Source organism: Streptomyces violascens (genome assembly GCF_014649955.1).
Classification (GTDB): Bacteria; Actinomycetota; Actinomycetes; order Streptomycetales; family Streptomycetaceae; genus Streptomyces; species Streptomyces violascens.
Window position 1 is genome coordinate 446,605 of the sequence record NZ_BMUA01000004.1, and the last position, 13,620, is coordinate 460,224.

At 71.1% G+C, this 13,620-nt stretch carries 13 protein-coding genes; 7 read left to right on the forward strand and 6 right to left on the reverse strand.

Going from position 1 to position 13,620, the window contains the following annotated elements; genetic code table 11:
* Nucleotides 1-11: 11 nt before the first annotated feature.
* The 4 genes from hisG to IE206_RS13095 all read left to right on the forward strand — a co-directional run bounded on the left by hisG (nucleotide 12) and on the right by IE206_RS13095 (nucleotide 4,020).
* Nucleotides 12-860 carry an ATP phosphoribosyltransferase gene (gene hisG, locus IE206_RS13080; RefSeq protein ID WP_189962264.1) on the forward strand — a complete coding sequence of 283 codons (849 nt, stop codon included), beginning with the start codon at nucleotides 12-14 and terminating at the stop codon, nucleotides 858-860.
* A gap of 68 nt (nucleotides 861-928) precedes the next feature.
* Complete coding sequence (locus IE206_RS13085) at nucleotides 929-1,408, forward strand: PH domain-containing protein (RefSeq protein ID WP_189962265.1); 480 nt, start codon at nucleotides 929-931, stop codon at nucleotides 1,406-1,408.
* Nucleotides 1,409-1,591: 183 nt separating this feature from the next.
* Nucleotides 1,592-2,929, forward strand: a complete 1,338-nt coding sequence (locus IE206_RS13090; protein ID WP_189962266.1) for a hemolysin family protein — start codon at nucleotides 1,592-1,594, stop codon at nucleotides 2,927-2,929.
* The gene (locus IE206_RS13095) at nucleotides 2,926-4,020 is read left to right on the forward strand and encodes a hemolysin family protein (RefSeq protein ID WP_189962267.1); all 1,095 of its coding nucleotides are present in this window, start codon (nucleotides 2,926-2,928) and stop codon (nucleotides 4,018-4,020) included. The genes IE206_RS13090 and IE206_RS13095 overlap by 4 nt, the downstream gene beginning before the upstream one ends.
* A gap of 8 nt (nucleotides 4,021-4,028) precedes the next feature.
* Here IE206_RS13095 and IE206_RS13100 read toward each other — a convergent pair whose 3' ends face one another.
* Together IE206_RS13100 and IE206_RS13105 are read right to left on the reverse strand one after the other, a co-directional pair.
* Complete coding sequence (locus IE206_RS13100; RefSeq protein WP_189962338.1) at nucleotides 4,029-5,924, reverse strand: AAA family ATPase; 1,896 nt, start codon at nucleotides 5,922-5,924, stop codon at nucleotides 4,029-4,031.
* A 334-nt stretch (nucleotides 5,925-6,258) separates the two neighbouring features.
* Entirely contained in the window at nucleotides 6,259-6,909 is a 651-nt protein-coding gene (locus IE206_RS13105) for a uridine kinase family protein (protein WP_189962268.1), read from the reverse strand.
* A gap of 269 nt (nucleotides 6,910-7,178) precedes the next feature.
* On the opposite strand from IE206_RS13105, the gene IE206_RS13110 reads away from it, so the two are divergent.
* Both IE206_RS13110 and IE206_RS13115 read left to right on the forward strand, forming a co-directional pair.
* Nucleotides 7,179-8,543: a C39 family peptidase gene (locus IE206_RS13110; protein WP_189962269.1), complete on the forward strand. Its 1,365-nt coding sequence runs from the start codon at nucleotides 7,179-7,181 to the stop codon at nucleotides 8,541-8,543.
* 119 nt (nucleotides 8,544-8,662) lie between these two features.
* The gene (locus IE206_RS13115) at nucleotides 8,663-8,827 is read left to right on the forward strand and encodes an SCO1431 family membrane protein (protein ID WP_189962270.1); all 165 of its coding nucleotides are present in this window, start codon (nucleotides 8,663-8,665) and stop codon (nucleotides 8,825-8,827) included.
* A gap of 3 nt (nucleotides 8,828-8,830) precedes the next feature.
* On the opposite strand, the gene IE206_RS43145 is transcribed toward IE206_RS13115, so the two are convergent.
* The 3 genes from IE206_RS43145 to IE206_RS13130 all read right to left on the reverse strand — a co-directional run bounded on the left by IE206_RS43145 (nucleotide 8,831) and on the right by IE206_RS13130 (nucleotide 11,459).
* Nucleotides 8,831-9,706, reverse strand: a complete 876-nt coding sequence (locus IE206_RS43145; RefSeq protein ID WP_189962271.1) for a hypothetical protein — start codon at nucleotides 9,704-9,706, stop codon at nucleotides 8,831-8,833.
* Nucleotides 9,703-10,602 carry a DUF6114 domain-containing protein gene (locus IE206_RS13125; protein WP_226598732.1) on the reverse strand — a complete coding sequence of 300 codons (900 nt, stop codon included), beginning with the start codon at nucleotides 10,600-10,602 and terminating at the stop codon, nucleotides 9,703-9,705. The genes IE206_RS43145 and IE206_RS13125 overlap by 4 nt, the downstream gene beginning before the upstream one ends.
* 242 nt (nucleotides 10,603-10,844) lie before the next feature.
* Nucleotides 10,845-11,459, reverse strand: a complete 615-nt coding sequence (locus tag IE206_RS13130) for a DUF6230 family protein (RefSeq protein WP_189962273.1) — start codon at nucleotides 11,457-11,459, stop codon at nucleotides 10,845-10,847.
* 103 nt (nucleotides 11,460-11,562) lie between these two features.
* Between IE206_RS13130 and IE206_RS13135 the strand changes: the two genes are divergently transcribed.
* Nucleotides 11,563-12,189: a TetR/AcrR family transcriptional regulator gene (locus IE206_RS13135; RefSeq protein ID WP_189962274.1), complete on the forward strand. Its 627-nt coding sequence runs from the start codon at nucleotides 11,563-11,565 to the stop codon at nucleotides 12,187-12,189.
* Between the two features lie 52 nt (nucleotides 12,190-12,241).
* Here IE206_RS13135 and IE206_RS13140 read toward each other — a convergent pair whose 3' ends face one another.
* Nucleotides 12,242-13,492 (reverse strand): glycoside hydrolase family 18 protein, encoded by a 1,251-nt coding sequence (locus tag IE206_RS13140; protein ID WP_189962275.1) that lies wholly within the window; start codon nucleotides 13,490-13,492, stop codon nucleotides 12,242-12,244.
* Between the last annotated feature and the right edge of the window lie 128 nt (nucleotides 13,493-13,620).

Sequence of the window (13,620 nt, forward strand, 5' to 3'; positions counted from 1 at the left end):
AAGCTGACCTCATGCTGCGCATCGCCGTTCCCAACAAGGGTTCACTGTCCGGACCTGCGTCGGCGATGCTCCATGAGGCCGGCTACCAGATGCGCAAGGAGTCGAAGGAGCTCGTCCTCGTCGACCCCGTCAACGAGGTCGAGTTCTTCTACCTGCGTCCCAAGGACATCGCGATCTACGTGTCCGCGGGCAAGCTCGACATCGGCATCACCGGCCAGGACCTCCTGGTCGACTCGGGCGCCAACGCCGAGGCGATCCTGCCGCTCGGCTTCGCCCGCTCCACCTTCCGCTACGCCACCAAGCCCGGCACCGCGAGCGGCATCGCCGACTTCGGCGGCATGACGATCGCCACCTCCTACGAGGGCATTGTCGCCAAGCACCTCGCGGACAACGGCGTCGACGCCTCCGTCGTCCACCTGGACGGCGCCGTCGAGACCGCCATCGAGCTGGGCGTCGCCCAGATCATCGCGGACGTCGTCGAGACCGGCACCTCGCTGCGCAACGCGGGCCTCGAAGTCATCGGCGAGCCGATCATGAAGTCCGAGGCCGTCGTCATCCGCCGCACCGGCGCCGACGCCGACGACCCCAAGGTGCAGCAGTTCCTGCGCCGCCTCCAGGGCGTCCTGGTGGCCCGCAGCTACGTGATGATGGACTACGACTGCCGCGCCGAGCACCTGGAGCGGGCCGTGGCCCTCACCCCGGGCCTGGAGTCGCCGACCATCTCCCCGCTGCACAACGAGGGCTGGGTCGCCGTCCGCTCGATGGTCCCCGCCAAGGACTCCCAGCGGGTCATGGACGACCTGTACGAGCTGGGCGCCCGCGCGATCCTCACGACGGCCATCCACGCCTGCCGCCTCTGACCGGCCCGCCGGAAAGAGTGCCCCACAAGACAGCGCCACCGAAGACAGCGACGAAAGCGAACGACACCGTGTCCGCCCCCGCGCCCCAGCCCCCTGACCTGCCGGTCACCTTCAGGCCGACCCGCACCCGGGCCGTCCTGCTGATCAGCGCGGCCGCCATGTTCGTCGCCATGACGGTGATGTCGCTGCTCCTGGAGACCCTGAGCGGGGGCGAGCGGGGCAGCTTCATCCTGATGGCCGCCCTGTTCGCCGGGGTGCTCGTGCTGCTCAGCCGGCCCAAGGTCGTCGCCGACGACACGGGCGTCACGGTCGTCAACCTCACCGCCAGGCGCCGCCTCGCCTGGGCGGAGATCCTCCGGGTGAACCTCCGCCCCGGCGACCCCTGGGTCTTCCTCGACCTCAGCGACGGCACCAGCCTGCCCGCGCTCGGCATCCAGCCCGGCATCGGCAAGGCGCGGGCCATCCGCGACGCCAAGGCCCTGCGCGCGCTCGCCGAAACCCACGGCACGGGCGCCGATTCACCCGGCACGGTTAGCGACAACGGCTGAGCCCCCTGCCCCACCTGGCAGCATCTTGATTACCCTGATGTCGGCGGCGCCGAGCGCGCCCCGCCCCGCACACGGTCCTGCACCATCGGCCGCGGGGCACCAGCGACCCGAGGAGTGACTCCCTCCAGCAATGGACGGATCGTCCGGTAGTACCTGCGCCGCCCCCTCCCTGGAGGCGGCGGCATGACCATCACGCTTGTGCTGCTCTTCGCGGCATTCCTTCTGATCCTCGCCAACGGCTTCTTCGTGGCGGCCGAGTTCGGCCTGGTCACCGTCGACCGGCCGGACGCCGAGCGCGCCGCAGCCGAGGGCGACCGCAGAGCCCGCACCGTGGTGCGCGCTCTGCGCGAGCTGTCCTTCCAGCTCTCCGGCACCCAGCTCGGCATCACCATCACCTCGCTGGTCGTGGGCATGCTCGCCGAGCCCGCGCTCGCCGACCTGCTCGACGGGCCGATCGGCGCCACCGGGCTTCCGGCGGGCGCCGTCTCCGGCATCAGCGTCGTGCTCGGCATGCTGCTCGCCGCCGCCGTGCAAATGGTGATCGGCGAGCTCGTACCGAAGAACTGGGCGGTCTCCAAGCCGCTCCAGGTGGCCCGCTTCGTGGCCGGGCCGCAGGACCGCTTCTCGCGGCTCTTCCGGCCGGTCATCTCCCTGCTCAACACCGTCGCCAACCGCCTGGTGCGGGCGCTCGGCGTGGAGCCCGCCGACGAGCTGGCCTCCGCCCGCACCCCGGGCGAACTGGTCTCCCTGGTCAAGCACTCGGCGCGGGCCGGAGCGCTGGAACAGGACACCGCCGACCTCTTCGTACGGACGCTCTCGCTCGGCCACCTGACGGCCGAGAACGTGATGACCCCGCGCGTCAAGGTCAGCGCCCTGCAGACCACCGCCACCGCCGCCGACGTCCTCAACCTCACCCGCGCCACGGGCCTGTCCCGCTTCCCGGTCTACCGGGAGCGGATCGACGAGGTCGTCGGCATGGTCCACCTCAAGGACGCACTCGCCGTGCGGCCGCCCGAGCGGCTGCGCACCGCGGTCGGCCTGATCGCCGTGCCGCCGCTGCTCGTCCCGGAGACGCTGCCCGTGCAGCAGCTCCTGGAGCGGCTGCGCAGCGAACAGCCGATAGCCGTGGTCGTCGATGAGTACGGGGGCACGGCCGGCGTGGTCACCCTGGAGGACATCATCGAGGAGCTCGTGGGCGAGGTCCGCGACGAGCACGACGGCGCGGACGCCGCCCGGCCCGAACTCGCCGTGGTGGCGGGCGAGGACGGCCGGCCCGCCTGGGAGGCCGACGGCAGCTGCCGCGTCCTCTCGCTCGGCCGGATAGGCCTGGACGCACCCGAGGGCCCGTACGAGACCGTCGCAGGCCTGGTCGCCGATCTGCTCGGCCGGATCCCGGTGCCGGGCGACCGGGTCGAGGTGCCCGGCTGGCGGATCCAGGTCCGCCAGGTCGAGCGGTACCGCGCCGAGCGGGTCCGCTTCGTGCGGGCGGTCGACGCACCCGTGGCGGAGGCGTCCCGATGAGCCTGCTCCAACTTCTGTTCGCGATGCTGCTCGTGCTCGCCAACGGCTTCTTCGTCGGCGCCGAGTTCGCGCTCGTCTCCGTACGCCGCAGCCAGATCGAGCCGCTGGCCGCCGGCTCCGCGCGGGCCCGCCAGGTGCTGCACGGCCTGGAGAACCTGCCGCAGATGATGGCCGCTGCCCAATTCGGCATCACCATCTGCTCGTTGACGCTCGGCGCGGTCGCCGAGCCGACCGTGGCGCGGCTCCTGGAGCCCGTCTTCCACGCGGCCCGGATCCCCGAGGGCCTCGTCCACCCGCTCGGCTATGTGATAGCGCTCGCCCTGGTGGTCTCGCTCCACCTCGTCATCGGCGAGATGGTCCCGAAGAACCTGGCGATGGCGGCGCCCGAGAAGACCGCGCTCTGGTTCAGCCCGGGCCTGGTCGCCTTCGCCCGGGTCTGCAAGCCGGTGACGATCGCGCTCGGCGCCTGCGCGCGGCTGATCCTGAGACTGTTCCGGGTCGAGCCGAAGGACGAGGTGGAGGCCGTCTTCACCAGCGTCCAGCTCGGCCGCCTCGTCGAGGACTCCGGCCAGGCCGGGCTCCTGGAACCCGAGGCCCAGGAACGCCTGGAGGACGCCCTGGAGCTGGGCAGCCGCCCCGTGACGGACGTCCTGCTCGACCGGGCGTCCCTGGTCACGGTCGGCTGCTCGGTGACACCGAGGGAGCTGGAGGAGCTGACGGTACGCACCGGGTACTCCCGCTTCCCGGTGTGCGCGGAGGGCGGCGCCTTCATGGGCTTCCTGCACGTCAAGGACGTACTCGACGTGGAGGACCGGGAGCGTGCGGTGCCGCAGCAGCTGTGGCGGCCGCTCGCCACCCTGCGGGCCGAACTGCCCCTGGACGACGCCCTCACCGTGATGCGCCGCGCGGCAACGCACCTTGCCCAGGTCGTCGACGGCTCGGGCCGGGTGCTCGGCCTGGTCGCCATGGAGGACGTCCTCGAAAAGCTGGTCGGCGAGGTCCGCGACCCCGCCCACCGCGAGGAGCCCGCCCCGCTGGCCCGCCTGGCCGAGCCCCGCGGCGAACAGGCCCAGCAGGCGCTGGCCGGATAGCCGGAGAGCTAGAGGGGATCCTGCGGGTCGCGGCGCGTGGGGCCGCGGCCCGACAGGACCTCCCCGTACGCCTGCATCAGATCGGGCAGGCGCAGCGTGGACAGGTCGTCCCGGGTCGGCGTCGTCGGGTACATCGACAGCCTCAAGTCCCGGTAGGCGCAGCTCTTCTCGTACAGGGTGCGCAGGAAGCGGCCGTTGCCGAGCTCGTCGATCCAGCCCTGGTCGACGACGTGCCCGCTGATCGAGCGCAGCTCCTCAAGGGCCTCCTCGTCCCACGCGTCCCCGTTCTCCCCGGCGAGCACCTCGCCGATCGAGGTGAGTTCGAGGGGGCGGTAGGAGGGGAAGTCGACGCGGGTGGTGAAGCGGGAGGACAGGCCCGGGTTGGTGGCGAGCAGCCGGTCCATGCCCTCGGGGTAGCCGGCGAGGATCACCACCAGGTGGTCGCGGTTGTCCTCGGCGCGCTTGAGCAGCACCTGGAGCGCCTCGTCGCCGTACGCGTCGCCCTTGCTGTAGCCGGAGTTGGAGAGCGAGTACGCCTCGTCGACGAAGAGCACGCCGCCGAGCGCCGAGTCGATCAGCTCGTTCGCCTTGACGGCGGTCTGGCCGAGGAACTCGCCGACCAGGTCCGCTCGTTGGGCCTCCACGAGGTGGTCGCCGCCGAGCAGTCCGAGTGCGTAGAAGACCCGGCCCAGGATGCGCGCCACGGTGGTCTTGCCGGTGCCGCTGGGGCCGGAGAAGACAAAGTGACGTTTCGGCGGCTGGACCGGCAGTCCCTGACTGGCCCTGAGCCGCGCCATGTTGAGCTGCGCGGACAGCGCCTTGACCTGACGCTTGACCGGTTCGAGCCCCACCATCCGCTCCAGCTCGGCGAGCGCCTCGGCGAGCAGCACCGGATCGGTGGGGCCGGCCGGGAACTGCGGGGAGCCGGGCTGCGCCGGAGTGCCAGGCTTGTGCCGCGCGCCGTCGCGCGCGGCCTCCGGCGGGCCGGACAGCGGCGCCTGCGGCTCGCCGCCGAGCCGGAGCTCGCGGCCCTCGGGCTGATCCAGGCCGAGGGCGGCCTCGGCCTCCGCCTCGACGGTGTCGCCGAAGCCGGACAGGGCGACCGCGGCCAGGTCGGGGGGTTCCTCCGAACCGTCGAATCCGTCGTTCTCGGTGATCGCGGTGAGCCGCGCCGAGGTGTCCATGAACGCCGGGTCGACGCGGTGCACCGCCCGGTACAGGGGGAGGGCCGCGGCCGAGCGCCCGGTGCCCTCGTGGGCGCGGGCCAGCCAGTAGCGCAGCTCCTTGCGCTGGGGCTGCTCGCTGCGACAGCGCATCAGCGCGGCCGAGAGCAGTGGCTCGGCCTGGCCGTACATCTCCAGGCGGACGCGGGCCATCCCGCCGAACAGACCGGCCTCGATCCCGAGCAGTGGATCGTCGACCAACGGCTCGGTGTGGCGGACCAGTTGCTCCCAGTCCTTGACGAGATAGGCGCGGCAGGCGTGCAGGAAGCGCACCTGCGGATCGGTGTCGACGGGCGGGAGTCCCGCCAACGCCCGGTCCAGCTCCGGGACATGGCGCCCGTCCAGCCAGTGCGAGGCATGGGCGAGCAGCAGATCGCGCGGGCTCTCCAGGACCGGCTGGACCCACCAGCCGAGCCAGTACCAGGAGTTGAGGGTGCGCCGGTGGCCCGCCCGCTGTTCGCCGAAGCGTTCGCGGTGCCGGTACATGCGAAGCAGCGCGGTCGTCGTGTCCACGCGCAGCGCGTGCAGCCCGAGCCAGCCGTCCGCCATCGAGGGGTCGAGCCGCACCGCCGTGCGGAACTCCTCCTCGGCCTGCGGATATGCGCCCATGGTGTACGCATCCACACCGCGCAGCCAGGCGAGATCGGCCGGGGCGTGTGCGCCCGTAGTGCCGAAGTCCATCACGTCCCCCACCACCGTGCCCCGTGCTGAACCGTCCATTCGCACAACGGAATTGACGGTAGTTGACCGCACCGATGTGCATCGTACCTGCGGGAAGGCCCACTGCCGAAGGGGGCGCGTGGGGAGCATCGGTGGTGACACAGGGTGAGTGAAATGCCCTGCGTGACGGCCCGGTTGAGGGGCAAGAGGCAGAACGAAGCCCCCGATCACGGGGGAACAACCGGGGGCTTCGCGTCCGCGGCGGCTTCGGAAAGCCGCACATTGAGAACGTAAGACCTGTATGGCCCCCGGGTCAAGCGGAGTTGAGGCACTCGGTGGGCTGTTTTGCGACTGTTCAGTGCGGTGGGGTGAGGTCGTCACGGTGAGTGAGGAAGCGATCCGCGCGGGGTGCGGAATCGGGCCCCGGGAACCACTCGTACCCCTCCTGTACCTGGCGTACCAACGTGTCGGCGAAGGGTCTCGACGGATCTTCGGCGAAATGGCACATCTCCGCCGCCGTCCAGTCGTCCCAGAAAGCGGAGAGTCCGATTCCGTCGCGGCGCCGGCCCCGCCCCCAGGAGGCTTCGGCGTCCAGTTCCATCCATACGAGCAGGGCGAGCGAGGGCCGCAGCGCCCGGCGACCGGCTCCCACGCCCTCGATCAGCACCACGGGCGCGGGCTCCAGGGCGCGAGCGTCTCCGAAGTCCCGCAGATGCCAGTCGTACGGGTCGTACGTCGCGGCCTCGCCGCGCGCGAACGGTTCGAGCACTTGGTGGCGGAACCGGTCCGTCCAGCCGAAGAACTCCTGGTGCGTGGCCAGATCGTCCAGGTGCAGCACCGGCGCCCCGCCCAGCGCCCGAGCGAGGCGGCCCGCGAACGTGGACTTGCCGGAGCCCGCGTGCCCGTCCACCCCGACCAGCCGCACCGGGCCGCAGGACGGCGGCAACTCCCTTACCAGGGTGGCGAGTTGGGCCACGGCGGTGTCGGGTTGCGGCGTGCTGTGCATGCGTCCTGCCTGGTGGTGCGGGGGCGGCGGTCGGTGTCCCCGCTGCGGGGGTTCCGACCGTACCGGGCGCCCGGGGGAGGCGCCCGGAGCCCGGGCCCTCATGGCCGGTTCCACGAGCTTTGGCTCCCGCCCAGGTCACGTCAGCGGTCGAGACCAATATTGGACGGGGGACGCGTGCCGAATCACTGGCCGAAGGGCATCGGACCCGAGATAGTGGGCCCGCTGTCGTGCACTCGCCGCCCCATCCGTAACCGACTGGGGGTCCCACCGTGACCAGTCCAACCTCGCGCAGAACCGTCCTCGCCGCGGCCGTCGCCGTCGCGGCCGGTGCCGTCGTGAGCTCCTCGTCGGGGCCCGCGGCCGCGTCCGGCGTCGCGGCCCGGCCGAAGCAGGGCATGCACCTCGTGGACAACCGGGCCTGGACCTCGCACGCCGAGTGGCGCTCGGGCGCCGGGAACGGCGTACGCGCCCAGGGCGGCCGCCGCCCCGGCATCGTCATCGACCGGCCCGCCGGAACCACCTCCTACACCGACCCGCACACCAACAGGACCGCCACCTGGGAGTACGCGAGCTGGACCTCCCCGGCCCACTGCTCCACCGTGCCCGCCACCGAGGCCGTCGCCCACTGGAACGCGCACACCCCCGCCGGCACCTGGCTCCAGGTCGAGCTGCTCGGCACCTACACGGACGGGACCGCCACACCCGCGTACGTCATGGGCCGCTGGACGGCGGGCGACGGCGACACCGACATCCGGCGCACCTCCGTGGACGGCCAGAGCGACGGCAAGAGCTCGATCTCGACGGACACCTTCGCCATCGACACCCCGGCCACCGGCCTGCGCCTCGCCTCCTACCGGCTGCGGGTCACCCTCTACCGCCTCCCGGGCAGCCGGCTCACGCCGACCGTGTGGCGGCTCGGCGCGATGGCCTCCGACATCCCGGACCGGTTCACGGTCGACGCGTCGACCCCCGGTTTCGCGGGCGAGCTGGTGGTGCCGAGCTACTCGCAGGAGATCCACAAGGGCCAGTACCCGCAGTACGACAACGGCGGCGAGGCCTGGTGCAGCCCCACCTCCTCGCAGATGATCATCGAGCACTGGGGGCGGCAGCCGAACCCGGCCGACCTCGCCTGGGTCGATCCCTCCTACGCCGACCCGCAGGTCTGCCAGGCGGCCCGCCAGACGTACGACTACCAGTACGCGGGCTGCGGCAACTGGCCCTTCAATGCCGCGTACGCCGCCACGTACCGGGACATGAGCTCCGTGGTGACCCGGCTGCGGTCGCTGAACGACGTCGAGACGCTGGTTCGCGCGGGCATCCCGGCCATAACGTCCCAGTCCTTCCTGGCTGCCGAGCTGACCGGCGCGGGGTACGGCACCGCGGGGCACCTCATGACGGTGACCGGCTTCACTGCCGAGGGCGACGTGATCGCCCACGATCCGGCGGCGCCCGACGACGCGGCCGTCCGCCGCGTCTACAAGCGGCGCGAATTCGAGAATGTGTGGCTGCGGACCAAGCGGCACAACGCGAGCGGGAAAGTGGTCTCCGGCACAGGGGGCGTCTGCTACCTCTACTGGCCCGCGTACCCGACGGCCGGGCAGCGCAAGGCGCTCGCGGCCGTCGGCATCCGCTGAGCGGGCTGTCGCCACCCCGGGGCAGTGACGAACGTCTCTACCCCGGGAGCCCCGTGCGATGGCACCGTGGAACGGTCACCGGGGGGACCGTGCACCGCCACACGACCGAGTGAGTTCCCATGACCCTGCCTGCCACGACCGCCGACGACCCCCGAGCCCTGGCCGAACTCCGCGCCCGCACGGGCGGCCCCAAGGACGTGGGCCCGAAGGTCCTGGAACACGTCCTGGGCTGGACCCTGGTGGTGGTCATCGCGATGCTGGTGACGCAGACGGGCCTGATGTAGCCACTAGTACGCGAGCTCCAGGTCGGCCTTCCAGTGCCGCCGAGGAATGCCGACCAAGCCGTACAGCGCCCGCACCGGTGAGCGGCGGGTCAGCAGAACGACTCCCGCCAGGATGGCGAACACCGGGAGCCCGACCGCCCACCCCGCCAGCCGGACCAGCCCGCTCGCGGCAACCGCGCCGAGGAACGGCAGCCCGTAGACCCCCGCCGCCGCAATGGCCACCGCCAGGACCCGCGGCACCCCCCGGTCCTCGTCCGCCCCCGGCAGCTCCCAGCCCTCCATGAGCCAGCCGATCTCCGTGATCAGCATCGTGCCGATGACGGCGGCCCCCAGGATGAGCAGTGCCAGGAACGTCCCCGACGTCAGGAAGTGCAGCAGATTGTTGATCACGCTGTCCTTCGGCCAGTCCCGCAGCGCCCCGCGGCTCGTCGTGAGCAGCCGCCGGTAGCCGGTCCCGTCCCACCCGTGGACCAGCACCGCGAACAGCAGGAAGTGCGCGCCCACGCTCTGCAGATACGCCCAGTAGCCCGCACCCACCAGCACGAGCGCCTGCGCCACCAGAAATCCCAGCAGCGTCGCGACGACCGTGCCGCCCGCGTAGAGGAGCACGAACCCGGCCCAGATTCCCCGGTGGCCGCCGGCCACCTGCATGGTCGCCCACGACGGGTTCTGCCACATCATGAAAAGACCGGTGGGCACCAGGAGCACGGCCGCGAACAGCACGGTCAGCAGAAGGTAGGGGTTGGCGGCGCGGCTGCGGGTGCGTACCCCCTCCTCGTGCACCGAGCGCTGCCACCACTGGAGCTGGCGGGCCGCCGAGACCGCGAAGGTCGCCCCGGTTCCGTACGCCCAGAAGAGCGCGGCCTGGATCTGGATCACGATGCCCCCAGCGTCAGTCCGTTCGCGACGATGGAATCCGAGGTGACGAGGGCCTGTTCGGCCGTCACGTCGGTCATGAAGACGAAGGGCGGGACGATCGGCGGCACCGGCAGGGTGTTGGGGTCGAAGGTGATGCAGAGCAGCCCTTCGAGGCAGCCGCTGAACTTGGTGAGATAGAGCGTCACATGCCCGCTGAGATCCAACGAGCTGGCTCCCAGGGCGAGTTCGTCGTGGCCGTCGCGGGTGATGAGGCGGTAGTCGGTGAGCGAGGCCGAGTTCATCTTGAGGATCATGACCTTCAGGGAGCCGTGCGCGGTGGGCACGGTCGTCACCCCGGCGAGCAGGAAGCCGTTGGGGGAGAAACGGGTCGTGGTGACCGTCGGCGGCACCGCCGGGGCGGTCACCGAGCCGGGCCGCGGCGCCTGCTCGACGCGGTGCCCGCCGAGCGTGGCAAGGAGGGCGAGCGGCAGGGCCGCGGCGAGCGTGCGCTGGGTGCGTACGTTCGGTACCCGCCGCGTCGCCTCCTCCTTCGGCGTCCAGCCGAACCCCATCGCGCTGCCCGTGATGCCGAGCGCCATCCCGACCAGGAACCCGCCGAGGTTGGTGGCCGCGAAGGAAAGAACCGACAGGATCAGGGCGTTGATCGACACGTAGTGCCGGGTGTGCGGCAGGAACCAGAGGAAGAGTCCGGCCGCGACGAGGGCGAGTCCGATGCCGATCGCGGCGATCCCGCCGAGCCCGAGGCTGACCAGGATGGTCAGCGGCGACAGCGGCACCACGAGCAGTTCGAGACCGCCGAGGACGAGGAAGAGCCCCGCCCAGAACGGCCGCGTCCGCCGCCAGCCCCGTAATGCCCGCCGGGCCTCGGGCAGCGGCAGCCGTTCGTCGAGCGCCACAAACCGCACCCCGTTCTCGCCCGGCTCCCCCCAGGGAGCACGCCGCGTCTCGCCGGTACGGGGCCCCGTCCCCTCACTGGCGCGGGGCCCCGCACCCTGGCCGGTCCGCACGCCGGGACCGGGCCCGGCGTGCGGACCGACGTCGTCGCCCGGCCGAGGGGCTCGCGGACCACCCTGCACCCGGACCGGCGGCAGGGGCGGCGCGGCACCGTCGCGGGGGAGCCTGAGCAGCCCGAGCCGTCTCAGAAGCACTTCTTGCCGCCGATGCTCACATCGACCTTCATCCCCTTCAGCCGGAAGTTGCCGCCGGTCGCCGACCAGGCATGCGACTTCACGCCGTTGACCTCGATGTTCCCGGCCTGCAGCCCGAACTTGCCCGGCTCGCCCTGAACTCCCTTGACCGCGTCGAGGGTCGAGGCGTCCCGGCCGATCTGGGCCGTGCCGAACTGGGCGTCGCCGACCAGGTCCTCGCCGTCGATGACGAGGTTGCTGGCCGTCACCTCGCCCGCGTCGCCGCCCGCCGTCAGCTTGAACACGACGGTGCCGACGGGCGTGCCGACCGCGGCCGACTGGCAGATGTCGCTGAGCTTCGCGTCGCCGATGCCCAGCAGCGCCACCGGGTGGCCCTTGCCGTCGACGGACTTGTCGGTCTGCACGTACGAGGAGAGCCCCGAACTGGTCAGCTTCCCCGACGCGACCTGGAAACTGGTCCCGGAAACCGCGAACGACGCGGCCAGTGCGCCCTCGGCCATCACATTGGCCATGATCCCGACCGCGACGACCGCCGGCAGTGCGACGACCGCGGTCTTCTTCCAGGCGGTTCTGCCTTCGGCCAACGGCCGTTTGGCTGCGCTCACTTGATCCTCCCGTACGACACGTCGTCCAGCGGTGCAGGGGGAGTGCGAATGCAGGTCTGCCATACTGCGGGCATCCTGTGGCAGTTGGAGACTAGGGCCGAATTTGAATAATAGTCAACAGGGCGGTACGACCGAGAGATCCCAGGTCCGCCGCTCCGAACTCATCGCAACGGGCCGGAAGTTGTTCGCCGACACCTCGTACGACGCGCTGTCGATGGACGACATCGCCAAGCACGCCGGGGTCGCCAAGGGCCTGATCTACTACTACTTCAAGTCCAAACGGGGCTACTACCTGGCCATCGTCGAGGACTCCGTCGCGGATCTGGTGTCCCGCGCCGGGAGTGACACCGAGCTGCCCCGCGCCGAACGCGTCCACCGCACCATCGACGGCTACCTCCTGTACGCCCAGCACCACCAGGCCGCGTACCGGACGATCGTCACCGGTGGCGTCGGCTTCGACACCCAGGTGCAGGCCATCCGGGACGCGGTGCGCGAGGAGCTGATCGCCACCATCGCCGAGGGCGCCTACGGCACCCGGGAGATACCGGTGCTCGCCCGGCTCGCGCTGCTCGGCTGGCTGGGCAGCGTGGAGAGCGTCACGCTCGACTGGCTCGCCGCCGTGGAGCCGCCCCGCGACACCGTGCGCGAGCTCCTGGTCCGGATGCTGCGGCGCACCCTGGACACCATCGAGGAGTTCGAGCCGTCCTGCCCTTCTCCGGAGCCGGCCTAGACATGCCGAAGGGGGGCGGGCGGCCTCGCCGCCCGCCCCTCCAACTCCCTTGTTAGTGGATCGACTTGATGAGCTCCCCGTTGCTCGTGTCGCCGCTCAGCTCCCAGAAGAAGGTGCCGCCGAGACCCTGGCTGTTCTTGTAGGCCGTCTTCCCGGCGATGGTGGACGGGGTGTCGTAGCTCCACCAGTTGTTGCCGCAGTAGGCGTACGCCGTCCCCGCGACCGTCCCGTTGGCGGGGCACTTCGTCTTGAGCACCTTGTAGTCCTCGATGCCCTGCTCGTACGTTCCTGCCGCGGGCCCGGTCGCGGTGCCGCCCGGAGCCTTCTGGGTGACGCCTGTCCAGCCGCGCCCGTAGAACCCGATGCCGAGCAGGAGCTTGCCCGACGGGATGCCGAGGCCCTTCAGCTTCCGGATGGCCGCATCCGTGTCGAAGCCCTGCGTGGGGATCCCGCTGTACGAGGTCAGCGGGGAGTGCGGGGCGGTCGGGCCCTGGGCCGCCCAGGCGCCGAAGAAGTCGTACGTCATCGGGTTGTACCAGTCGACGTACTGGGCCGCGCCCGCGTAGTCGGTGGCCTCCATCTTGCCGCCCGCCGAGGCGTCGGCGGTGATGGCGGCGGTCACCAGGCTGGAGCCGCCGAACTTCGAACGCAGCGCAGCCAGCAGGTTCTTGAACGCCTCGCGCCCGCTGGTGTCGCAGGACAGACCGCAGGCGTTGGGGTACTCCCAGTCGATGTCGATGCCGTCGAAGAGGCCCGCCCAGCGCGGGTCCTTGACCAGGCCGTAGCAGGAGTCGGCGAATGCGGCTGGGTTCTTCGCGGCCTCGCCGAACCCGCCCGACCAGGTCCAACCGCCGAACGACCAGAGGACCTTGAGCCCGGGGTGCTTCTTCTTCAGCTCGCGCAGCTGGTTGAAACTGCCCGCGACCGGCTGGTCCCAGGTGTCGGCGGTGCCGTCCACGCTGGAGGCGGCGTCGTACGTCTTCTGATAGTCGGCGTACGCGTCGCCGATGGCGCACTTGCCGCCGGTCACGTTGCCGAACGCGTAGTTGATGTGGGTCAGTTTGGCCGCCGAGCCGGACGTCTCGATGTTCTTGACGTGGTAATTGCGCTGGTAGACGCCCCAGTCGGTGAAGTACCCGACGACCTTGGAACCGGCGGCGGCTGCCTGGGGGACCTGGGGAGCCCTTTCGGGGGAGGCGGTGGCGCTGCCCGCGCCGGCGAGCAGGGTGACGCCGAGCGCGGCGGTGCACACGGCGGCGATCAGGGCCTTGAACTTGGGGCGTGGGGGACGGGGTCCGAGCATCGTGATCTCCTCGTGGGGAGGGGAGAGGGGGGCCGTGCACGACTGCCGTGAGGGTCTCGTTTGACATGAACGCACTAAGACGTGGAACGGAACGCTAGAAGGACTAGACCAGTTCGGTCAATGGTTCG

What these genes read in the sequence shown, in the direction of transcription:
- IE206_RS13140 (WP_189962275.1), bottom strand. Translation starts at nt 13,492, where the DNA reads ATGCTCGGACCCCGTCCCCCACGCCCCAAGTTCAAGGCCCTGATCGCC.
- IE206_RS13095 (WP_189962267.1), top strand. Translation starts at nt 2,926, where the DNA reads ATGAGCCTGCTCCAACTTCTGTTCGCGATGCTGCTCGTGCTCGCCAAC.
- IE206_RS13115 (WP_189962270.1), top strand. Translation starts at nt 8,663, where the DNA reads ATGACCCTGCCTGCCACGACCGCCGACGACCCCCGAGCCCTGGCCGAA.
- IE206_RS13105 (WP_189962268.1), bottom strand. Translation starts at nt 6,909, where the DNA reads ATGCACAGCACGCCGCAACCCGACACCGCCGTGGCCCAACTCGCCACC.
- hisG (WP_189962264.1), top strand. Translation starts at nt 12, where the DNA reads ATGCTGCGCATCGCCGTTCCCAACAAGGGTTCACTGTCCGGACCTGCG.
- IE206_RS13090 (WP_189962266.1), top strand. Translation starts at nt 1,592, where the DNA reads ATGACCATCACGCTTGTGCTGCTCTTCGCGGCATTCCTTCTGATCCTC.
- IE206_RS13100 (WP_189962338.1), bottom strand. Translation starts at nt 5,924, where the DNA reads ATGGACTTCGGCACTACGGGCGCACACGCCCCGGCCGATCTCGCCTGG.